Here is a 22465-nt window from a genome sequence, read left to right on the forward strand (position 1 = left end):
CTGCATTCCTCGACCGCGCCCTTGATCGGCGTCGTGATGGGCTCCGATTCGGATTGGCGCGTCATGAGCGACGCGTCGCAGATCCTCACCGACTTCGACGTGCCGCACGAGGTCGAGGTCGTCTCGGCCCACCGCACGCCCGACAAGCTGATCCGGTACGGCCGTGAGGCCCGCGAGCGCGGCATGCGCGTGATCATCGCCGGCGCCGGCGGTGCGGCACACCTGCCCGGAATGCTGGCCTCGGTGACCGCGCTTCCCGTGATCGGCGTGCCCGTGCCGCTGGCGACGCTCGACGGGCTGGACTCGCTCCTGAGCATCGTGCAGATGCCCGCGGGCATCCCCGTCGCCACCGTCTCGATCGGCGGGGCCAAGAACGCCGCGCTGCTGGCCGTGCGCATTCTCGGAACGACGGATGCCGCGCTCGCCGTCCGGATCGAGGACTACGCACGGGAACTGGAGTCGCAGGTGGAGGACAAGAACCGGCGGCTCAAGGAGTCCCTGTGAGTGTGGCCAGCCCCCCGCGCCCGGCCCCGTCGCGGGCAGCTTCGGCGAAGGTCGTCGAAGACCGCCCGATGCGGTACCCCGACACCGCCTCGCGCGCAGTGATGACCCGTCGTGGCTGGTGGCTCGTCCTGCTCAACTTCCTCCTCCCCGGATCCGCGCAGGCGGTCGCCGGCAATCGCCGGCTCGGAAAGGTCGGACTCGGCGCGACCATCGTCATGTGGGTGCTGATCATCCTCGGCATTCTGGGCGCACTGCTGTGGCCGACGGCCGCCTTCACGCTCGTGACCGGCGCGTGGCTCCCCGAATGGCTCGGCCTGCTGCGCCCGCTGCCGCTGCTGCTGATCCAGGGCGCGGTGATCGCGTACGGCATCCTGTGGCTGTTCCTCACCGTCGACACGCTGCGGCTGGTGCGGCTCGTGAAGACCGGCGCGGGTGCGCGGGTCGGGATCGCCGCCGTCGCGGTCGCGCTCCTGGTCGTGTCCACCGGGGCTGCGGCGTACGCGGCGAACGTCGCCGGCACCGTGCGCGAGACCCTCGGCAGCATCTTCGTCGCGACCGGACCACCGGTGCCGCCGAGCGACGGCTACTACAACATCCTGCTTCTCGGCGCGGACAGCGGTGAGGGCAGAGACTCCATGCGCTTCGACAGCATCTCGGTGGTGTCGGTCAACGCCGAGACGGGCGCGACGACGATCACCGGCATCCCGCGTGACATGCCGCACTTCCCCTTCGCGGCCGGACCCCTGCAGGATCGCTACCCGAACGGACACGAAGGTCACGCGGACTCGACCTGCGGGTGGGGGAGCGGCGTGAACCAGCTGCGCACCGAGGTCGAGGTGTGTCAGGACGGAAACGCCTTGTATCCGGATGCTGTCGCCAACAGCTCCGAGCCCGGCATCGAGGCGACCAAGGATGCGGCCGAGGGAATCCTCGGCATCGAGATCCCGTACTACGTGTTCGTCGACATGCACGGCTTCGCCGCGCTCATCGACGCCCTCGGAGGGGTGGACATCACCGTCGCCGAGCGCCTGCCCGAGGGCGGAGGACCGGCATACTCCGGTCAGCCGGCGGAGGAATGGGCGACCGGCTGGATCGAGGCGGGCGCGCAGCACATGGACGGCGACACCGCCCAGTGGTACGCGCGTTCGCGGTACACGACCGACGACTTCGATCGCATGAAGCGTCAGCGGCAGCTGCAGGAGGCGATTCTCGCGCAGTTCACTCCGCAGACCGTGCTGACCCGGTTCCAGGACGTCGCCAGCGCCGGCCAGGACCTCATCCAGACCGACCTGCCGCAGTCGATGCTGCCCTTCCTCGCCGATCTCGCGCTCAAGGCCAAGGAGCAGCCGGTCACGGCGATCGAGCTCACCCCCGCCGGGGGCATCGACGAGTACGACCCGGACTACCCCTACATCCAGGAGCTGGTGCGGCTCGCCCTGCATCCGCCCACGCAGACGCCCACACCCGAAGGCTGAACCGCATGACCGCAACGCTCCGGGTGATGCTCGACCAGCTCGTCGCACCGACCGACCCCGATCTGCAGATCGCCGCGCGCGAACTCACGCGCGGGCTCCTCGCGGGCACCCCCGCCGGCTGCGAGGTCGAGGGTGTCGCGCCTGCCGGGCCGGCAGATCGGCCGGTCGAGATCCCCGGACTCGTCGGCGTACGCCGCACCGCGCTGGCCCGGCGTGAACTCGCCGCTGCGCTGCAGTTCGGCATCGCGACCGGCATCGGCGGCGGGATGATCCACTCACCGACCCTCCTCGCCCCTCTCGTGCGTCACGACCGCGTGCACGAGAACGATCAGACGGTCGTGACCATCTGGGACCTGGGGCCCTGGGAGGCGCCCGCCGAGTGGCCGAAGTCCGTGGTGTCGTGGCACCGCGCCATGCTCAAACGCGCCGTCAAGCACGCCGACGCCGTGGTCGTTCCAACGCACTCGATGGCCGTGAGGCTGGGCGAGATCGCGACGCTCGGCGAGCGGATCCGGGTGATCGCCGGCGCCGCGCCGGCCGGCCTCACCGTGCCGAGCGACGAGGTCGGGCGACGCCGGCTGCTCGACCTGCCGAACGGATTCGTGCTGCTCGCCGGCCGCGCCGCGCCCACCGATGCGCTGGCTGCGGGCTTGGATGCCGTCGGCCACGCCGGGCTGGATCTGCCGGTCGTGGTCATCGGCGCCGGAGAGGGCGAAGAGCCGGCGATCGCCGACCTCGCCGCGGCCGCCGGCATCCCCGAGCGCAACCTGCACGTGCGCGGTCTCCTCGCCACCGAGGATCGCGCCGCGGTCTTCGGCGGCGCCGTCGCCTTCGTCGCCCCCGCGCAGCGCACCGCCTTTCCGTGGCGGGTTCTCGAGGCTCTGGCCCTCGGCGTGCCGGTGGTCGCGGCATCCTCACCGATGCACGACGAAATCATCGTGGACGGCGGGATGCTCGCGCAGGACGATGCGCTGGCAGAGGCGCTGGCTCGCGCGCTGAGTTCTTCCGCGTCGGTCGACCGTCTCGGCGTGCTGGCCGCGGACCGCGGCCGCGCCTACTCGTGGCGCGAAGCTGCGGACCGGGTCTGGCAGCTGCACGCGGACCTGTAGTAGCAGCAGGGGGCTCTAGGCTGAACGCCATGCCAGCACGCGTTGCCATCGTCATCCGCACAAAGAATCGCGGAGAGTTCCTCAGACGAGCGCTCGCAGACGTGGCGTCCCAAACGTTCGATGACTGGGAGGTCATCGTCGTCAACGATCGTGGCGCGCGCGAGGCCGTCGAAGATGCGGTGGCTGTGTCGGGAATCGGCAACAAGGTCACAATCATCGACACTCACCCTCCAGGGGGCCGTTGCGCGGCCGCCAACGCGGGCCTCCGCGCCTCGGATGCGGCTCTCGCCGTGCTGCACGACGACGACGACCGCTGGCATCCGGACTTCCTTCAACGCGCCGTCGCGTGGCTCGATGAGCATCCGTCCGATGCTGGAGTCATGACTGCGACAGCGATTGTCTACGAGGAACGGGGAGCAGACGGTTGGGTTGAAACGGCGAGGGTGCCGTACTGGGAGGGTCTTAGGGCCATCACTTACACGGATCTGTTGGAGATCAATCGTGCTGTACCGATCTCCTTCCTCTACCGCCGTTGGCTCCATGACGATGTCGGCTTCTACGATGAGTCACTCGACGCCGTCGAGGACTGGGAGTTCTACCTCCGCGTGACACTCCGTCATCACATCGGTTTCATCGGCGGCGAGCCGCTCGCGTACTGGACGCAACGGCCAGCAGCGCGCGGCGATGACGGTAACAGCATGTTCGCGCTGGCAGATCAGCACGAGCGAGACGATGTGGCAGTGCGAGATGAGGCCCTGCGTCGTTGGGTGGAGGAGAACGGCGCCGGTCTGCCGCTGTATATCGGCCTCGTCGAGCGACGGCTGCGCGAGGACATGCGCACTATGTTCGACGACCTGCTGCGCGAGCAGCATCGGTTGCATGAAGCCCGACATCCGATCTGGTCCCGGCTGCGTCGGCTGCGTCATCGGCTCCGCAATGCGCCGTCGCGTGCGGGCGGCGCGGGCGAGCCCTCGTAGGATCGATGAGTGCGGACGATCGGACTACGTGCCCTCTGGCGCTCGGCGCGAGAAGTTCCCGCGCTCGGCGCGGTCATCCGTTGGGCTGACCGCCTGTGGTGGTGGAGAACAATCTCCCGGTCCGATCTGGTCGATGCAGAGTTCTATGCCGCTCAGCGCGGCCGCGGGCGCTGCAGCAAGACGTTGGCGATCTGGCACTACGTCTCGTCTGGATTCCGTCGCGGGCTCAGCCTCAACCCCCTCTTCGACGAGATCCATGCCGGGGGAGGTCTCCCGGAGGTGTTCCGGGTTCCTGCGATGTATGCCTACCTGATCAGCGACAAACCGTCGGTGCCCATATCGCCATGGTGGGATGCAGTGGAGTTCGCCAGAACGGCGGGACTGCAGGCCGCGCTCGAGCACGTGTGGACGAATCGCGACACGTCCACACTGCGTTTGCGGGCGGGGCGCCGCGAGCAGGTGGTTTCGGTCGCCGAATACCGTGAGTGGGCGATCTCGGCCGCTCGTGAATGGGCGACTGGACGGCCGATCCGACTCGACGGCGCCGTGGGAGACGCGAAGTACACGCTCGTGAGAATGGTTCAGCCGGGGGATCGCGGCTTCGCGCGGAAGCTCGAACTCGCGGCCGATGTCGCCCAGAATGGACGTGCTGATGCCGTCGTCGCGCTGATCGATCCGGACGCCTCGCAATGGATCTCAGCGGTGGTTCTCACGATGATCGACCACCGCATCACTGCACTCGCAGCGCCGGCGCGCAGTTCCTATGCGGATGTCGTGGTGCGCGGCGCTGAACGCGCATCCGGTGACGTGCTCGTCGCCGTCGAGCCGCGTGCTGATCTCTCGCCAGCTGACGTACAGGCTCTCGTAGATCTCTCTCGTTCTGGCGCTGCTGTCATCCCGGTCTCGCTCTCGCTCGACGGCACGGTGTCCGGGATGGGATCGGCTCACGTCGGAGGCGACCTGCCCTACCGGATCCTCGCTGCGCATCCTCAGGAAGACATCGTGGGACTCGGTGACGATCCGATTCCCGTCCCAATGATCACGGGCCGCACCTTCGCCATTCCGCTCACGTCGTTCGTCGAAGCGGGTGGCCTGGACAGAGCTCTCGTCAACGATGGCGAACTGGAAATTCTGTCGATTCGACTGAGGGAACAGGTCCCGCATCTTGCGCTGCTCGTCGCTCCGCAGATGATATTGGTGCTGGACGAGCCTGAGCGAGCGTTCTCCCGTCGACGAGCGAGGCGGCTCTCGCGGATGTACCTTGCCCGCCGCCCCGACGCGTCAACTGGTCGAGCGACGCAGATGATCGATGCTGCCGGATTCGATGTCGAGGGGTGGGATCTCAAACCGAAAGCGGAGCCGGTTCCTCAGCTTCGATGGCGTTCTGAATCTGCTCACGGATTGCGCTGGGCCATCAAGATCTGTGCGCCCGCTGGTCCGCGCGGCGCCGTCTGGGGCGATACGCACTTTGCGCGGGGCTTGGCGAACGCACTGCGGAGAGCAGGGCAGACAGTCGTCATCGACGCGTACGATGCCCGAGCCCGGTCTACGACATACCTAGACGACGTGTCGATCGTCGTGCGCGGACCGTACCGGATTGATCCACCAGCTACGGGCATCGCGTTGGAGTGGATTATCAGCCATCCCGATCAGGTGTCCAAGGAGGAGCTGCGCCAGTTCCATCGTGTGTTCGCCGCGTCCACTAAGTGGCCGGAGAAGGTCGCGCGCGAGTGGGATATCCCGGTGATCCCGCTGCTCGAAGCTACCGACGTGGACTTGTTTCATCCTCGTCGCCTTGGGCGCACCGAGGACATCGTCTTCGTCGGCACGGCGCGGGGGATTGCGCGCCCGAGCGTCGTCGAACCGATCCGCGCGGGAATACCGGTCAAGGTGTACGGCCCCGATTGGCGTCCTTTCATTCCAGCTGCATCGATCGCAGCGACTTCGATCCCCAACGTCGACCTGAGCCGGCGCTATGAGACAGCATCGATCGTTCTGAATGACCAGTGGCCGGCTATGCGACGGGAAGGCTTCATCGCCATGCGTCCTTTCGACGTCGTGGCTTCCGGCGGTCGCGTCATCAGCGAGGACGTAGATGGCATCAAGTCGATCTTCGGCGACGCCGTCGCGGTGTACGGCGATGAGCACGAACTCGTGGAGCTCCTGCGCACCGACCCATCCGAACTCTTCCCTGACGACCAGGAGCTCGAGCTGATCGGCGCGCGAATCCGAGCTGAGCACTCATTTGACAGCCGCGCGCGCACACTCGTCGCGGCGGTCGAAGAACTGAGATGCTGGTCGAGAGCCGCTCACGAGGGCTCAGGCGAAGCCCAGGTACGCACTGGTTAGAATGATGCGACCGATGTCGAACGGCGCGTTCCTCGCGCCAGGCGTCCCGTCCCGAACGCAATCCCAACGGTGCTGCACATCGCCCAGCGCTCAAGAACTCTGGCTGATGGTGCAATACGAAAGGAAAGCTACGCGTGACAGAGCGGACCACGTTCCCCAGGGGCGGTCGACGCGTGATCTTCTACCTCTTCTGGGACCCTCGCGGCATCGTCGACGACTACGTCACCTACAAGCTGGAGCGGCTCCGTCCCTTTGCTGAGCATCTGTTCATCGTGGTGAACGGCGACCTCACCGCTGAGGGGCGCGCCACACTCGAAGGGATCGCAGACACCGTCTGGCAACGTGAGAATGTCGGCTTCGATGTCTGGGGCTACAAGACAGCCTTGGAGCAATTCGGCCACGAGCGTCTGACGCAGTACGACGAGCTGATCTTGATGAACTACACCTGGTTCGGCCCCGTCAACCCCTTCGAGCCGATGTTCGAGCGCATGGATGCGCTCGAGGTCGATTTCTGGGGGATGACCGAGCATGGCAAGCAGCGGCCGAACCCATTCACGTCCAAGGGGGTCCTGCACTCCCACATTCAGTCGCATTGGATCGCCGTTCGGCCGCGGATGTTCTTGTCAGAGGAATGGCGCGAATACTGGGCCACGATGCCGCCGGTGGTCTCCTACACTGACTCGATTCTCAGCCATGAGTCGAAGTTCACGAACCACTTTCACACCCTCGGCTTCGAGTACGAGGTCGCGTTTCCGCTGCGCAACTATTCAACCTGGCATCCGGCCTTCTACGATGCCGAGGCGCTACTCGACGATGGGTGCCCGGCGCTGAAGCGCCGACCGTTCTTCCATGATCCGCTCCTGCTCGATCGCCACGCCATCATCGCGAAGCGATACATCGAGAAGGCGGAGCAGCTTGGGTACCCCACCGACCTTGTCTGGCAGAACATCTCCCGCAGCTCCCAGCCCAAGGCCTTCAACACGAACGCGGCGATGCTTCAGATCATGCCGGATGTGGACGTTTCGTACGATCGGGCTAAGCCGCTTAGGATCGCGGTGATTATTCACCTGTTCTACACGGAACTCGCGAGAGAGTTGCTCGACTACTGCGCGAATCTGCCATCCGAATACGATCTGTACATCACAACCACCGACGATCTCAAGGCGTCGGTGATCCAGACAGTCATAGCGGAACGGAACGACCCGAGAGTGGGGGCGGTTGACGTGCGTGTCCTCCCGTCGAATCGCGGACGTGACATGGGCGCGTTCTTCGTAGGGTGCCGTGACGTACTGCTCAGTGACAAGTACGATCTCGTCTTCAAGATCCATTCGAAGAAGACCGTGCAGGAGAGCCTCAACGCGGGAAATTTCTTCCGTCGGCATCAGTTGACGAACCTGCTCAGCTCTCCCGGATACGCCGCCAACCTGGTCGCACTCTTCCAGAAAGAGCCGACCCTGGGCATCGCGTACGCGCCGACGATCCACATCGGCTATCCGACGCTAGGCCGAGGTTGGTTCGAGAACAAAGAGGCAGCCGAAAAGACCGCCAAGCGCCTCGGCATCAGGGTGCCCTTCGACGATCCTTCACCGCTTGCACCATACGGCTGTATGTTCGCGTTCCGTCCGGAAGCACTGCGATTGATGACGAAGGTTCCGTTGACCTACAACGACTACCCTGCGCCCAACAAGCATCTCGACGGAAGCATCGCTCACGTGCAAGAGCGACTGTTCTCCTACGCGGCCGCTGAGCTCGGATATCACACCCGAACTGTCGCGACGACGAGCTATGCCGCGATCAGCCACACATCGCTCGAGTACAAGCTCGACCGCATGAGCAAGAACGTGCCCGGGTACCCGATCGATCAGGTTCATCTGTTGGACGACGCGGGCGAATTCATCGGGGGCGGTCCGATGGGGTACGCCAAGGCCTACATTCGTCTGAGCAGACCAGGGTGGATTCCTACGCTGCGGGCCCTCTACTCTCCCGTGCGCGGTGTATATCGTGCGGTGCAATGGCTCACTCATCCAGCGAGTTGGCGAAGAGATGATGACGCGTCGTCGACGAGAGCCGCGAACTCGATGAATGACATGGAACTCTTGTGACGTCGCTGGCGAAGGCGTTCGACCCCCGCAACAACGCGATCGGCTTTTTGCGATGGCTCATGGCCTTCATGGTCATCTTCTCGCACGCCGGCCCGATCGCCGGCTTCTACGGTGGCAAAGATCTCGGCACGCAATGGAGCACCGAGCAGTCTCTCGGCGGCGTTGCGGTGTGCGGGTTCTTCTTCCTCTCGGGCTTCCTGATCACACGCAGCAAGATGGGGCGCACGACCACCCCTCGGTTCTTCTGGCATCGGGTGATGCGAATTTTCCCGGGCTGGTTCCTCGCGCTCTTGGTCACGGCCTTCGCGTTCGCTCCGCTCGCATACTTCCGCGAGACAGGGTCGTGGGACGGCTTCTGGAACGCGACGTACGAGTCGCCGCTGACGTATTTTTCGAACAACTTCACTCTCGTGATGTCACAAATCAACATCGCGGGCATGGGCACGTCGACGCCGTTGTACGAGGGCCACGGCATCCTGGACTGGAACGGTTCAGCCTGGACGCTCGCGTTTGAGTTCGGCGCCTACATCCTCGTCGGCGCACTTGGTGTCTTCGGCGCGCTGTCAAACCGGATCGTCGGTGGCACCATTGCCGGGGCCATCATCGCGCTCGCCATGCTGCAGTGGCTCGGCGTCGGTGATCTCCCTGGCCTGTTCGGCTTCCTGAGCGACTACCGGGTGCTCCTGCTGATGGCGCCCTTCGCCTGGGGGATGCTGTTCTGCTTCTTCAAGGACCGCGTGCCGATTGATGACCGCCTCGGCGTCGCGGCCGTGCTCATCGCTGGATACACGTACGCCCGCGGCGGGTGGCTCGTCGTCGGCCAGTACGCGTTCTGCTACGCGCTGATCTGGTTCGCGGTGCGGGTCAAGGCGCTCAACCGGTGGGACAAGTACGGGGACTTCTCGTACGGCATCTACATCATCGGCTGGCCGCTCATGTGGTTCGCGACGTTCTTCAACCTGCAGGACATGGGCTGGATCGTCTACCATGCGGTGGTCATCGCGGGCGTGCATGCGTACGCGTTCCTCAGCTGGCACTACATCGAGCGCCCCGCGATGGCGCTCAAGAACTGGACTCCCCGCTGGCTTCAGAGAGTGCTGGATCGGATACAGCCGAAACTGGACCGTTGGCGCCGCAGATGGCGCCCGGCCCTGATCTTCAATGAACCGCCGACTGGGGGAGCACTCGCCGCACCCCGATCGACGGCCACCCGTCGCGCACCGACCGCGATGCCGGCACCCGCTCCCGAGGTGGTCGCCCGATGAGCCTGACCGAGCTTCCTCCCGGTCAGGAAAAAGTCGCCGGGCCCCGATGGTGGACTCGCGTCAGCTACATCGGCCTTGTCATCCTCGGAGTGATATCGACCCTTGCTCTTGTCTTGGGCTTCGTCGCGAACGTGCGACTGGGTGCGGAGCAGGGCGAGCGTGATAGTCCTGCCGCCGTCGAGGCTGCCGGACCGATCGACGCGATCTGTCGACCTCCTGTGGCGCCGGCGACTCAGGAGCCGTGGATCTCCGGAGACGGTTCGGCCGAGGCGACCTGGCAGGAACACGCTGAAGAGATCGGCGAGCGGTACGTCATCGGCCCGAACGGGTGGATCTTCTGGAGCGACTATGTCGAGCAGTATGCGTCGCAGGCGGTTGGGCGCGCCTTCCTGACTACGGGTCAGGTGCAGAATTGGGTCGACTACTACAACGATCTGCGCGAGCAGATCGAGGCGCAAGGCATCGAGTTCTACATCGCCGTGACTCCATCGACATCCAGCATCTATCCCGAGGAACTCCCGGAGTGGATGCAGGGGCTGCGCGGGTCCACGATCATGGACCAGTTTGTGGCGGCGGCGGGCGATCTGCCCCTCATCGACATGCGACAGCCGCTCATCGACGCCAAGCCGAACAGCGAATTCCACTCCTTCAGCTGGAGCAACAGCCATTGGACGGAGTACGGGGGCTACCTCGGCTGGTCGCACATCGCGCCGTGCGTCAACGAGATGTTCCCTGACGACCCGCCGCTGCAGGTCCCCACGATCACCGGCGTCGAGGTGACCGGTGACTTCAACGAGTGGGCGCCGTTCGGCGTGAAAAGCAACGGCCCCGACTGGGCTGTGCCGATCTTCGCGGATGCCTTCCAGGACGTCACCATCAGCGACAAGGACGGGGCGAAGGCCGTCGTATCGGGCACGGCTATGACGGATGCCTCGATCCTGCCCGTCACGACGGAAGTGTCCGAATCGTGGACGGGCAAGTCGGCGCTCATCGTGCGCGACTCGATGGGCGGGGCCCTCTCGCCCTACTGGCAGCAGGCCTACTCGCCCACGTGGCAAGAGTGGCACCAGTACGGGACGTTCGATGTGTTCCCCGACTATCGGCAGCTTGTCGAACAGCACAAACCAGATGTCGTCGTGGTCCAGTTCGCCGAGCGACACCTTATTCAGGTTCCGCCGCCGGGCGCCGGCTACTGACGACCGCGGCGTTGCACGGAAACCGACCGCGCCCCAAGTAGCCTTTAGCCCATGTGGCAGGAATCGATTCCCCGCGCGATCGCACTGGCGTCCGTCGTGCTGCTGCTTTCGGCGTGCGTCCCCGAGCCGGGAACGCCGATCACGTCGTCGGCGCCGACAGCGACGCGCTCAGGGTCCCCGACTCCGACTCCGACTCCGAGTACGTCGTCGTCCTCCACGCCTCTTGCGTCGCCGACGACTGAGCCCAGTAACGACACTCGGACGGTCGTGGACGTGACGATCGTCACCCTCGACGTCATCGACGGGGACCTGGAGGCCACCGGAATCGTAACCGGGGTCGCGGAGGACAGCGGCACATGCACGCTCACCGTTTCTCGCGGCGGCGATCAGCGCACGGCTACAGCGCCCGGCGCGGCTGGCCCCGACAGCACCAACTGCGGACTCATGAAGATCTCGACGGATGACTTCGCATCCGGCGAATGGGAGGCCATCATCGACTACTCATCTGACACGTATCGCGGTCGTTCAAACGGCCAGGCGGTGACAGTTCGATGACGACGCGATCGCGCCTCCGCCCACTGATCACTCGACTCACGGTCCTCTTGCTCGCGGCGTCGCTGTTCGTGGCGGTTGAGACGACGGTGACGTCGGTCGAGCCGGCTGCAGCGGCGTCGGCGTCCGATTGGGATCCGGGCTACATCATTGACGACGCGATCTTCTACGAGTCGACCTCAATGACCGCACCCGCCGTTCAATCGTTTCTCAGCGGTCAGGTCAGCACGTGTCGTTCCGGCTATACGTGCCTCAAGGACTATCAACAGGTCACCGACAACCGCCCCGCCGACCGATACTGCGACGGGTACTCGGGCGGCATCTGGGAGACCGCCGCGCAGATCATCGACAAAGTCGCGCGCTCCTGCGGGATCAGCCAACGCGTCCTTCTGGTCCTGCTCCAGAAGGAGCAGGGACTCGTCACCGCGACGGCGCCGTCGGCCTGGAACTATTCCGCGGCGATGGGGCAGGGGTGTCCCGACACTGCACCCTGCGATCCGAACACGGCCGGGTTCTTTTACCAGGTGTACTACGCGGCCCGGCAGTTCGAGGTTTACCGCCTCAATCCGACGTCGTTCGCCTATCGCGAGCAACGCACCAACAACATTCTCTACAATCCCAACAGCGCGTGCGGCACCAAGAGCGTCTTCATCAACAACCAGGCGACGGCGGCACTGTATATATACACGCCGTACACGCCGAACACCGCCGCCCTGAACAACTTGTATGGCACCGGGGACGACTGTTCGTCGTACGGGAACCGCAACTTCTGGCGACTGTTCACGGACTGGTTCGGCAACCCGCGCACTTACGCGGTGCATCCGGGACTTGCCGGTTTCTACAACGATCGTGGGGGCGCAGGAGGTCCGATCGGTGCGCCGACGTCGTACCCCGTCTATCTGGAGGCAAACGGCCAAGGCTGGTACCAGCGCTTCTCGGGAGGAAACCTCTACGGGAGCAATTGGGGCGGCACTGTGTTCGTGGCCAACAACGTCATCCTCGCCGAGTTCAATCGAAACGGAGGCCCGGGCGGGACCATGGGCTGGCCGAACGGTGAGCAGTCCTGCTCTACGGGAGTTCGTTGCTCGCAGTCGTTCCTGTACGCCTCGATCTCGACGACTCCCCGGTACGGCGCGCACATGGTCGGTGGCGGCCTGAACACCCACTGGCGATCCACGGGGGCAACCGACGGGTCGCTGGGTGCCGCCCTGAATGACGTCACATATCTGGTGACCAGCGCCGGACCCGGCTGGGTACAGAACTTCGAGCAGGGCGTGCTCGTCCAAAGTCAGTACGGATTCCACGTGGTCCCCTACGGATCGATCCAGCAAACGTGGTCGGCATCTGGCGCCGGGGCCGGCTGGCTCGGTTGGCCGCGCGGGGCCGTAACCTGCGCTGCTGTCGGGTGCGCCCAACTGTTCGCGCAGGGAATCGTGACCTCCACCGACACGTGGGGCGCATACGGGATCTCGGGCGGCTTCGTCGCCGAGTGGGAGGCCCGTGGTGGCCTTGGCGGTCTCGGGGCGGCCCTCAACAACCTGAGCTTCACAGCAGCGAACGGGGGGGGATGGGCACAGAACTTCTCCACGGGCATCCTCGCGCAAAGCGGTGTAGGCAGTTTCGTCGTTCCTTATGGTCGTAGCCAGGGGGTGTGGACAGCCGCCGGAGGTCAATTCGGCTCTCTCGGATGGCCTCAATCCGCGCAGACCTGTGACAACACGGGATGCGGGCAGCAGTTCCAAACCGGGGCGATCACCGAGTCGACGTGGGGCGTGTACTCGACCTTCGGCGGGCTGGGCGCCGTGTGGCGAGCCGGCGGCGGTATGGCGGCCTACGGACCGGCGCTGAATAACATCCGATACTCCGCCGCGAATGGCGGCGGATGGGTGCAGCACTTCGGCAACGGCGTGATCACGCAGAACCCGTCGGGTCTGGCCGTCTTCACCCAGTACGGACCCATTCTGACCACGTGGTATCAGTACGGCGCGGAGGCGACATGGCTTGGCTGGCCGAGTGGGCCGCAGACATGCGACGCGAACGGATGCATCCAGCAGTACCAGAACGGTGTGGCCCGGTCAGATCCCCAGGGCGTAGTGACATTCCTGCCGGCGTGATCGGTTCTGGGCCGGGTCGGTGACCAACAGTGATTAGTACCCGACCGTCATCTCGGCTTCAACCACGCCGAGATTGGCCTCGTTCCCCGTCACACTGAAGCGAGCCCCTTGCCACAGGATGTGGGTGTCCACCTCGACCGTCGGCGAGGTGTTCGCGTTGACGAAGTACTCTCCGACAGCCAGGTTCAGGCTCTCGATGTGGTAATCCATGTGGTGCGTGCCGCGTGCCAGCGGTGGGAGGGTTGCGCTCAGTCGGTCCGTGTTCGAAGCGAGCACCATCTGCCCCATCGATGTGTCGATACTGAAACCGGTCATCCACTCCGGGCAGTCCACGTCCGCGTTCACGTGGATGCGGATCGTCATAGGGCCACCCGACGCGAACGTGTCAGCGGCCGCTCCGTCTGCCGTGAGGGTCTCGATCGCGATGACCTCCAGCGCTTTGGTGCGCAACTCGGCTTCGAGCGTCTCTCCGACACGCTTGCCCTCCATGACATCTCGCAGCGCCGAAAGCCCACCGCTGACGTCGCCCGCATAGACCACGGCACCGTCCTTGAGGACAAAGGCCGTGTCGCACAGCTCCGAGACTTGTGAGGCCGCGTGGCTTACGAGCACAATGGTGCGGCCCTCTTGCTGGAACTGCTTGATGCGGTCCATGCATTTGCGCTGGAACGCCTCGTCGCCGACGGCGAGCACCTCGTCGACGAGCAGGATGTCGGGATCCGTGTGAACCGCCACGGCGAAGGCCAGACGCATGTACATGCCAGAGGAGTAGAACTTCACCTGGTTGTCGATGAACTCGCCGATGCCCGAAAAGCGCACGATCTCGTCGTAGCGCTCATCCGTCTCGGTCTTTGTCAGGCCGAGGATCGCCGCGTTGAGGTACACATTCTCGCGGCCGCTGAGATCGGGGTGGAAGCCGGCGCCCAGCTCGAGCAGGGCCGCGATGCGACCGCGGTGGCTTACGCTTCCGGTGTCGGGCGAGAGGATCCCACCGATCAGCTTCAGCAGGGTGCTCTTGCCCGAGCCATTGGCGCCGAGCAGCCCGACCGTCGTGCCCGCCTTGATCGACAGAGACACGTTGTCGATGGCGCGATACTGACGGCGCTGATCGCGGTGCCGGGCGAAGCCGACCAGACGATCCTTGAGGGAGTTGTCTTTGCGAATCGTGAAGGTCTTGGAAACCCTGTCGAAGCGTACGACTTCGGGAGCGGTCACAGGTGCGGTCGTCATGTCAAAGCTCCTGAGCGAGGTTGCCCTGCATGCGCTGGAAGGCCAGATGAGACAACAGCAGCACCACGAGCCCGATCGCACCGGCGATCGCCATTCTCAGGGCGAGGTCCGGCGGATAGTCCGCGGGCGTGCCGGCGCCCCACATGGTCTTGTGGAACCCGAGCACTGCGAGCGTGAGCGGGTTGTTGGTATAGACCTCGAGCAGCCAGGCGGGCAGGTTGAACTCCTCGATGACACCGGCGACCATCTGCCACGAGTAGACGATGGGTGAGCCCCACATCATCAGGACGAGCAGGATCTCAGTGAGGTACTGGATGTCGCGCAGATAGACGTTCATCGCCGACAGGAGCAGGCCGATGGCAAGCACGTAGACGAGGACCAGGAAGACGGATGGCAGGAAGTACACCAGTCCGGTGGGGTCGGGCCACTGCTGCAGCAGCACGATCGCGCCCACGAGCACCACAAGCTGCATTGCGAACATGAAGATCGCACCGCCGATGGCAGCGAGCGGGAAGATCTCGCGCGGGAGATAGATCTTCTTGACCAGGCCCGCATTGCCGACGATCGACCCGGCGGCGGCTCCGATCGAGTCGGCGAACAGCATGTAGATCGTCAGCCCCGAGAACACGTAGATGCCGAACCCGTCGATCCCCTTGGCCGCCCCCAGCACCTGACCCAGGACCACGTAGTACACCGCGAGCATGATGAGCGGCTTGATCAGCGACCAGAGAAACCCCAGGAAGCTGCCGCGGTAGCGGACCTCGAGGTCGCGTCGCGTCAGGAGCAGCAGAAGCTGGCGGTTCGCGTAGATCTCGCGCACCTTGCGGGGCAACGCGGACAGCCTGGTATCAGTGGTGCCTATGGAGACCATCGGCAGCGCGTCGAGGCGAGCGAAGCGCTCCTCCACCGTCATCGCGCGCCTCGGGTTGGGCAGGGTGAAATCACAGGAACGAATATACTTGGCCTACCATGGCAAACCCCTCTGAACGATTGTCCGTGCTGGTCACCGGGGCGGCAGGATACGTCGGCCGTCACGTGGTCACCGCGCTCCTCGAGCGGGGATACGAAGTCGTCGCGGTCGTGCGCCCGGGTGCCGCGGGTCGTGTCGATTCGCGCGCGCGAATCGTGGAGATCGACGTTCTTGCCCCCGACGTCGACCCCGCCGGATTACTCTCCGAAAACATCGGCGCCGTCGTCCACCTCGCTTGGCAGGACGGGTTCACGCACAACGCCGCCTCGCACATGTTGCGCCTCTCCGATCACTTCCGGCTGCTCACCGGCTTCGCGGCAGCCGGTGTTCCTCGTCTCGCTGTGCTCGGCACGATGCACGAGGTGGGCTATTGGGAGGGTGCGATCGATGCGGACACGCCCACCAACCCTCGGTCACTGTATGGGGTGGCGAAGGACGCTCTTCGGCGCTCCCTCACGCTCGCCGTGCCTGAAACCACCGAGCTCGCGTGGCTGCGCTGCTACTACATTTTCGGCGACGATCGGAACAACAGCTCGATCTTCACTCGGCTACTCGAAGCGGTGGACGCAGGCAGGCCCACAATGCCCTTCACCACCGGCAAGAACCGATACGACTTCATCGATGTCGCCGAGCTCGCGGATCAGATCGCAGTTGTTTCCACCACGCCGGGTGTCACCGGCGTGATCAACTGCAGTTCCGGTATACCAGTCAGTCTCGCCGAGCAGGTCGAGGGCTTCATCGCCGAGAACCAGCTTCCGATTCGCTTGGAGTACGGGGCCTTCCCTGACCGCGCCTACGACTCACCTGCGGTGTGGGGCGACGCCACCCGTGTCGCCGAGCTGATGGCGAGCCGGCCCGGCGGAGCCTGAACGGCGTCGATTCCGGCGCGGATGCCGCGCCCGGTATGCTGGGCGGCGATGTCTATGCTCTATGGAAAGCAGCTGCGCGCACACGCGACCCCCATCCCGGGCTTGCTCCTGGTCGATCTGCCGGTCTTCGGTGACAACCGAGGGTGGTTCAAGGAGAATTGGCAGCGCGCGAAGATGCTGGCCATCGGCTTGCCCGACTTCGGGCCGGTGCAGAACAACATCTCGTTCAACGATGCGGCAGGCACCACGCGCGGCATCCACGCTGAGCCCTGGGACAAATTCATCTCGATCGCCTGCGGCAGCGTTTTCGGCGCGTGGGTGGACCTGCGTTCCGGCGACAGTTTCGGACAGGTGTTCACCGCCGAGCTGGATCCCGCGACGGCGATCTACGTTCCGCGGGGTGTCGGGAACTCCTACCAGACCCTCGAACCGAATACGGCATACACCTATTTGGTGAACGACCATTGGAGCGAGGCAGCGCAGAGCGACTACACGTTCCTCAATCTCGCGGACGAAGAGATCGCAATCCCGTGGCCCATCGCGCTCGCAGAGGCAGAACTTTCCGAGAAGGACCAGACGCACCCGAGTTTGGCAGACGTCGCCGCCGCGCGGCGATCCTGACGGCTACTCCCCGCGCTCGGCATCCATGGCCGCGCACTGGGTCTCGCTCGTGAGCGGACCCGGCGGCAGCGGGTGAGCGAGGCCCGCCTTGCCGATCGCGAAGACACCGACCGCGAGGGCCACCGCGACCACCAAGGCGGCCACGATTGCGGCGCGTGGGGCTGTGGGGCGCAGCGTGGGAGGCAGAACCGTGAGCAGGCCGACGATTCCGACGAGGACCAGCGGAAGCGCGAACCTGGTCTCGGGTGTCGACAGCACGAGCGTGCCGAGCGCCCCGATCCAGAAGCCGACGAGCGCGAGCGCGTTCAGGAGCGGGCCGCGCTGTGCTCTCAAGGTGACGGCTTGCCAGATGAGCGCGACAACACCGAATGCCGACAACCCAACGACCACGAACGTCATCAGGCTCGTCCCGCCGCCGGGCGGATGCTCCATGGGTGTGGCGAAGGACCACTGGAGGCTCGCCCCGGCCTTCTGGCTGAAGAACCAGAGCGAGTGCGGCAGGTGGCTTATCGCAGAGGACAGGACGCCGACGGGGCTCGTCGGCTCGACGTCCCCCGCGAGTAGTCGAGCGTAGGCCGGGTCGCAATACCACTGTTGAGGGTGACGGTCCGCGAACGCCACGGTGTCGTATCTGACGGCGAAGGCGGCTTGCGCGGACTGCACCTGGAGGAGGTACGACGTCGCAACGGGACTGAGGCTGAGCGAGCTGAGTGTGGTGATGTTGAAGACGAACTGCGGAAGGAGGCCGACGGCGGCGCCGGGCACCGCCCACAGTACGAGGCGCGGACGGGCGATCAGAAGGACGACAGCCGCTATGGCGACCGGAGCCAGGTATGAAGGCCGAAGATTGAGCGCGACGGCTAAGGAGAGACCGCTGAGGGCTATCGTCCACCAGCGACGACTAGAGGCCAGCCCTAGGAAGCCCGCCAGAGCGAGCCCGGCCGACCAGACGTCGAGGTGAGGATACCGGGCGAAGCCCGAGAGGACCACGCCCCCGGCGAGCGCGGAGAACCAGATGCGAATGACCAACCCGCCCGGCGTGATGAGCCCGGCGATGCGGGGAAGCAGGATGACGCAGATGACGCTGGCCAGAAGCGAGTTCCAGACGAGCACGGTCCAGACTGCCGTGCTCGGCCCCAAGATCGTCGTAGCGAGGGCGGGCGGGAGGTAGACGATCGAGGAGAGGACGCCGCGGATTTGGAGGACCCCAGCGTCGGAGACGTTGCCACCTGTCAGCAACGCGATCGGCGCGCCCCAGTACTGAACGGCGTCGTATAGGAACGCCTGGGCGGGCCCGTGCACCCACTGCAGGGCGAAGACGACGAGTCCGGCGACCAGGGTGTGCGGGAATCGCCGAGCGGCTCCAGCGTCGTCGGGCATCCACATCTCCTCTCGTCCGCGCTCACGAAAGACTATCCGGCCGCTCAGCGGTCACTGTGCGAGCCGTGGTTCGCGCGTGGAGCAGTCGCCGTTTGGGGGTGCGCGTCGCGTCTGGCAGACTGGCACGTTGTGATTCACGATCCCGAACGCGCGGGCCGCGCCAGGCGCTCCGAGGCGTGGCACGCCGGTACTGTCGTCGTCGACGATGCACGTCCCATCCCGAAGGCTGATGAAGTGTCGTCCCTGTCCTCGTCCCCAACCGTCACGTCCGCGGTTAGCCGCTTTCCGTGGCTGCATCCGGCGCTGATCGTCGTCGGCGCGCTCGTCGCGTTCGCCATGCACTTCCGCCCGTGGGAGGGCGCATTCCTGGAGGAATGGCCTCTGGCCGAATTGTGGATGGACAGGGGAGGCTTTGCTTTCGCCGCCAACTACTTTGAGTGGTCACTGAGTCGCCCTCTCCACCTCGTGCCGACGGCGCTCGGCTTGGCGATCACCGGCGGGGCCCCCTGGGGGATCTTCCTCGTGCTCGGCGTCGTCGCCGCCGGTCAATTCCTGGCAGTGGTCTGGGCCCTGCGCACTCTGAGCAGGTCCTTCTGGATCAGCGGCGCCGTCGCGCTGTTCATCGCGCTGCACCCGCTGTGGCCCGGTGGCTTCCTGCAGCGCTTCCTCCCGGCCCAGACGGCGGCGCTCGCTCTCATCCTCGCCGCCGGACTGCTGATCCGCTGGTTGCAGCAGGGTCGCGTGCGATGGATCGTGTGGACGGCCGTCACGCTCGCTCTCGGAATGTCGTGCTATCCCGGACCGGCGGTCGCTGCACCTCTCATGGCGGTGGTCGTCGCACTGGCCGTGCAGGCGTCCTGGCCCCGCCGTGTCATCGCGGTCGTGGTGGTGACGGGTGCATCTGCTGTCGTGACCGTGTACTCGCTGGTGATTGCGAGGCTCCTCGTGCCCGGTGGGGCAACCTACGAGGCGGGGAACTTCGCCGCCGGATCCGTCGGCGGCGCGCGCGACATCGTGGCGCACGTCGGGACGGTGTTGCTGGGGCAGGGGCTTCTCGTCGTGGCGGGGGTGCTCGCCATCGCCGCCCTCGGCGGGGTCCTGGCGCTGACGGGATCGATCCCGCACTGGGCAGGATGGCTCATGACAGGCACCGCAGTCGTCAGCCCTGTCTGCACAGTCGTCTTCTTCGGCAACCTGGCGTGGCTGCAGGATATCGAGCGTGTGGCTTATGCGACCTCCCTCGGCCTCGGAATAGCCCTGCTCGTGTGGCCGATGATGTCGATCGGGCGCCGACCGAGGTTCGAGGCTGTGATCGCGGCCGTGCTGGTGCTGTTCACCCTTCTCGGAGCCGTGCGCGGTGTCCAGCACTGGCAGCCATACATCGCCCTGCAGCACCAGCTCTTCGCCGAGCTCGCCCCTGTGGTCCACGAGGCCGAGGGGGATGAGATCGTCATCGTCGTCGACCATTCGGGCACATACGGGTCGGAGTACACGCTCCCGCAGTATTACGTCAGTTCGGCATCGCACATCATGAACGACGACGCGACCCGAGTGTGGCTGTGCTACCTGCCCGAAGACCCGGCTCTCGCAGGCGCGGCGCCGTGCGATCCTAAAGACACCGGCGATGAGATGCGTCTCGTGAACTCGTTCAGCGTCCCTGCGGGAGACGTCGACATCTACATCGGCGTCCCGGGGTCGGATGACTGATTCCGGGGTAGCGCTCTCGAGAGTGAGACCTCGCGCCATCCCGCACACGCTGTTCGCGGGGATGGCTGCCTTCCTGATCGCCGGGATCCACGGAACCGCCCCTGAGTTCGTGTACGACGCCGCCCAGTACTGGGGCGGCGCCGTGGCGCTCGTGGCGGGCGAGAGTCCCGTGCTGCCTGGGAGCTTGCCCACGCGCGGAGTGCTCACGACCCTCGTCTACCTGGTGCCGGCGCTCGTCACGGCCGCCATCGGGCCGAGCTCAACCGTCTGGACGGTTCTGGTCTGGAACGCCGCCGTCGGCGCCGTGGTCGCGGCCGTGCTGCTGCCCCGGCTCGCCGGCGTGTTCTCGTCGGACCCGTCGGCTCCTCCGCCGGCCCTCCGAGTGTGGGTGTCGGCTCTGCTCGGTGGGTTCCTCATCTCTGGATTCGCGCCGTTCCCGCTCGTCGACATCTCCTCGGTAGCGCTTGCGCTCGCCGGATTCTACGGCCTCGTCGCGGGTCGCAGGTGGTGGGCATTCTGCCTCGCTGGGCTCGCCCTGACGGCTGCGGTGAATCTTCGACCCGGTATGATCGCGCCGATCCTGCTCGCCATCGGGGTGCTGCTCATCGCCCATCCCAGGGCCGTTGCCCTGGCTGTTCCCGGGGTTCTCGTGGGGTTCTTGCCTCAGGTCATGCTCAACGTTCGGGTATGGGCACAGTGGAGCCCCGTGCCTCCCGAGACCATCCCGCTGAGCTCAGTGCAGGCGGGACCTGCGCCGTACACGCTGCGCTACGACACTGTGGCCTTCGCCGACCAACGACCCCAGCAGTGGTACTGCGATCCCGCCTATGCGGCTCAACTCGTCTCCGATCCGGTATCGCACAACCAGTTCGGCGTCGTGGCCTCGGCGTTCCAGCACCTGCCCGACTCTCTCTGGTTCATGACCCGCAAGGCGGCGGCGAATCTGCACTGGTCGTTCGCGACGCCCTATGAGAACTCGCCCGGTGAAGGATCCCTCGTCATGGCGCTCCTCGTCATCGCCGTCTCCGCCTTCGGGGTGGTCGCGCTCGTCCGTGCGGCGATCCGGGCGCGCTCCGATCGCCGCAGGCTCGTGACGACCCTCGCGATGATCGGCTTCTGGTCCGGCGCGCTGGGGACACTGATCTTCTCGACGCCGGAGACGCGATTCGCGCTGCCGCTCGTGCTGGTCGGGCTGATCGGGGTCGTGGCCACCGTTCCCGCGACCGCGCGGTTCAGCGCTCCCTCACGTGGCACGGTCGTGGCCGTTGCGTGCGGGCTCGTGCTGACCGTCGCTCTTTTCCTAGCCGGCGTGGAGGCGCTGACCCACGCCCTCCCACCCGGACCCGTGATCGACGCCGCGGACTGCGCGACGCGCTAGCCGCGCGACGTTCCCCCCGGTCAGCCCTTGGCGAGGGCGAGGAACTGTTCGTAGTCGCGGATGTAGTCCGCGTCCTCGTACGGGCGCGAGGCGAACACCACGAGCACGGCATCGGGGCTGTAGTCATACTGAGTGCCCCACGTCATCGCAGGCATGTGCAGGCCCAGAGAGGGATCGTCGAGCACGTACTCGTTGCGGCTGGTGCCGTCGTCGACGATGCACGAGACGCTGCCTGTGAGACAGACCAGGAACTGCTCGCACTGCCGGTGGGCGTGCTCGCCGCGCACCTCTTTGGAAGGCACGCCGTGCACGAAGAACACGCGCTGGGGCGCGAAGGGAAGGTCGCCGGGCAGGTCGATGGGCAGCAGATCGCCGCGGATATCGCTCACGGTCCGCAGTGGCGTGATGCCCTCTGGGGCGGTCGCCGTGGGTGGCTTCGACGCGGTCGGGTTGGCGGTCTCGGCGTATCCGACGATGCGTGCGGGGTTACCCACCACGATCGCGTACGGAGGCACATCCTTGGTCACGACGGCGCCGGCGCCGATCATCGCGCGACGGCCGACGCGGATGCCGGGAAGAATGACGGCGGCGCCACCGATCGAGGCGCCGTCCTCGATCACGGTTTCGGCGAACGACTCGGGGTACTGCTTGCTTCGTGGAAACGGGT

18 protein-coding genes and 2 pseudogenes are annotated in these 22465 nt (G+C 65.6%); 14 read left to right on the plus strand and 6 right to left on the minus strand.

Annotated features, from left to right (window positions below):
* The first annotated feature begins 36 nt into the window (after positions 1-36).
* The 8 genes from purE (at position 37) to ABD655_RS05685 (ending at position 10977) form a co-directional block, all read left to right on the plus strand.
* Positions 37-504 carry a 5-(carboxyamino)imidazole ribonucleotide mutase gene (purE, locus tag ABD655_RS05650; protein ID WP_344715697.1) on the plus strand — a complete coding sequence of 156 codons (468 nt, stop codon included), beginning with the start codon at positions 37-39 and terminating at the stop codon, positions 502-504.
* Positions 501-1979, plus strand: a complete 1479-nt coding sequence (locus ABD655_RS05655; protein ID WP_378721264.1) for an LCP family protein — start codon at positions 501-503, stop codon at positions 1977-1979. The genes purE and ABD655_RS05655 overlap by 4 nt, the downstream gene beginning before the upstream one ends.
* Positions 1980-1984: 5 nt before the next feature.
* Positions 1985-3088: a glycosyltransferase gene (locus tag ABD655_RS05660; RefSeq protein ID WP_344712295.1), complete on the plus strand. Its 1104-nt coding sequence runs from the start codon at positions 1985-1987 to the stop codon at positions 3086-3088.
* A 29-nt stretch (positions 3089-3117) separates the two neighbouring features.
* Positions 3118-4065, plus strand: a complete 948-nt coding sequence (locus tag ABD655_RS05665; protein ID WP_344712297.1) for a glycosyltransferase family 2 protein — start codon at positions 3118-3120, stop codon at positions 4063-4065.
* Positions 4066-4779: 714 nt separating this feature from the next.
* Positions 4780-6414 (plus strand): glycosyltransferase family protein, encoded by a 1635-nt coding sequence (locus ABD655_RS05670; RefSeq protein WP_344712299.1) that lies wholly within the window; start codon positions 4780-4782, stop codon positions 6412-6414.
* Positions 6415-6587: 173 nt separating this feature from the next.
* Positions 6588-8516: a rhamnan synthesis F family protein gene (locus ABD655_RS05675; protein WP_344712300.1), complete on the plus strand. Its 1929-nt coding sequence runs from the start codon at positions 6588-6590 to the stop codon at positions 8514-8516.
* Positions 8513-9781, plus strand: coding sequence for an acyltransferase family protein (locus ABD655_RS05680; protein WP_344712302.1), 1269 nt, complete (start codon positions 8513-8515; stop codon positions 9779-9781). The genes ABD655_RS05675 and ABD655_RS05680 overlap by 4 nt, the downstream gene beginning before the upstream one ends.
* On the plus strand, positions 9778-10977 hold the full coding sequence (locus tag ABD655_RS05685; protein WP_344712304.1) for an alginate O-acetyltransferase AlgX-related protein: 1200 nt from the start codon (positions 9778-9780) through the stop codon (positions 10975-10977). The genes ABD655_RS05680 and ABD655_RS05685 overlap by 4 nt, the downstream gene beginning before the upstream one ends.
* A gap of 44 nt (positions 10978-11021) precedes the next feature.
* On the opposite strand, the gene ABD655_RS05690 is transcribed toward ABD655_RS05685, so the two are convergent.
* Positions 11022-11195 (minus strand): hypothetical protein, encoded by a 174-nt coding sequence (locus ABD655_RS05690; protein WP_344712306.1) that lies wholly within the window; start codon positions 11193-11195, stop codon positions 11022-11024.
* 55 nt (positions 11196-11250) lie between these two features.
* Between ABD655_RS05690 and ABD655_RS05695 the strand changes: the two genes are divergently transcribed.
* Together ABD655_RS05695 and ABD655_RS05700 are read left to right on the plus strand one after the other, a co-directional pair.
* Positions 11251-11532 carry a hypothetical protein gene (locus ABD655_RS05695; RefSeq protein ID WP_344712308.1) on the plus strand — a complete coding sequence of 94 codons (282 nt, stop codon included), beginning with the start codon at positions 11251-11253 and terminating at the stop codon, positions 11530-11532.
* Positions 11529-13643: an LGFP repeat-containing protein gene (locus ABD655_RS05700; protein WP_344712310.1), complete on the plus strand. Its 2115-nt coding sequence runs from the start codon at positions 11529-11531 to the stop codon at positions 13641-13643. Before ABD655_RS05695 ends, ABD655_RS05700 begins: the two co-directional genes overlap by 4 nt.
* 33 nt (positions 13644-13676) lie before the next feature.
* Here ABD655_RS05700 and ABD655_RS05705 read toward each other — a convergent pair whose 3' ends face one another.
* Together ABD655_RS05705 and ABD655_RS05710 are read right to left on the minus strand one after the other, a co-directional pair.
* Positions 13677-14873, minus strand: coding sequence for an ABC transporter ATP-binding protein (locus ABD655_RS05705; protein ID WP_344712311.1), 1197 nt, complete (start codon positions 14871-14873; stop codon positions 13677-13679).
* 1 nt (position 14874) lies between these two features.
* Positions 14875-15786 (minus strand): ABC transporter permease, encoded by a 912-nt coding sequence (locus ABD655_RS05710; RefSeq protein WP_344712313.1) that lies wholly within the window; start codon positions 15784-15786, stop codon positions 14875-14877.
* 56 nt (positions 15787-15842) lie between these two features.
* On the opposite strand from ABD655_RS05710, the gene ABD655_RS05715 reads away from it, so the two are divergent.
* Together ABD655_RS05715 and ABD655_RS05720 are read left to right on the plus strand one after the other, a co-directional pair.
* Positions 15843-16712 (plus strand): NAD-dependent epimerase/dehydratase family protein, encoded by an 870-nt coding sequence (locus ABD655_RS05715; RefSeq protein ID WP_344712315.1) that lies wholly within the window; start codon positions 15843-15845, stop codon positions 16710-16712.
* Positions 16713-16760: 48 nt separating this feature from the next.
* Positions 16761-17312 (plus strand): annotated as a pseudogene (locus tag ABD655_RS05720) (dTDP-4-dehydrorhamnose 3,5-epimerase family protein); the annotation flags it as partial.
* A gap of 24 nt (positions 17313-17336) precedes the next feature.
* Here ABD655_RS05720 and ABD655_RS05725 read toward each other — a convergent pair.
* Entirely contained in the window at positions 17337-18713 is a 1377-nt protein-coding gene (locus ABD655_RS05725; RefSeq protein ID WP_344712317.1) for a hypothetical protein, read from the minus strand.
* Positions 18714-18947: 234 nt separating this feature from the next.
* Between ABD655_RS05725 and ABD655_RS05730 the strand changes: the two genes are divergently transcribed.
* Both ABD655_RS05730 and ABD655_RS05735 read left to right on the plus strand, forming a co-directional pair.
* On the plus strand, positions 18948-20420 hold the full coding sequence (locus ABD655_RS05730; RefSeq protein ID WP_344712319.1) for a hypothetical protein: 1473 nt from the start codon (positions 18948-18950) through the stop codon (positions 20418-20420).
* Positions 20421-20481: 61 nt separating this feature from the next.
* Positions 20482-21798, plus strand: a complete 1317-nt coding sequence (locus ABD655_RS05735; RefSeq protein WP_344712321.1) for a hypothetical protein — start codon at positions 20482-20484, stop codon at positions 21796-21798.
* 20 nt (positions 21799-21818) lie between these two features.
* Here the strand turns inward: ABD655_RS05735 and ABD655_RS16930 are convergent, their stop codons facing one another.
* Together ABD655_RS16930 and ABD655_RS16935 are read right to left on the minus strand one after the other, a co-directional pair.
* Positions 21819-22295, minus strand: coding sequence for a sugar 3,4-ketoisomerase (locus ABD655_RS16930; protein WP_378721516.1), 477 nt, complete (start codon positions 22293-22295; stop codon positions 21819-21821).
* Positions 22269-22418 (minus strand): annotated as a pseudogene (locus ABD655_RS16935) (DapH/DapD/GlmU-related protein); the annotation flags it as partial. The pseudogene ABD655_RS16935 and the gene ABD655_RS16930, both read right to left, overlap by 27 nt.
* Positions 22419-22465: the final 47 nt, after the last annotated feature.

The sequence above is a fragment of the Microbacterium terregens genome (assembly GCF_039534975.1).
Taxonomy (GTDB): Bacteria; Actinomycetota; Actinomycetes; order Actinomycetales; family Microbacteriaceae; genus Microbacterium; species Microbacterium terregens.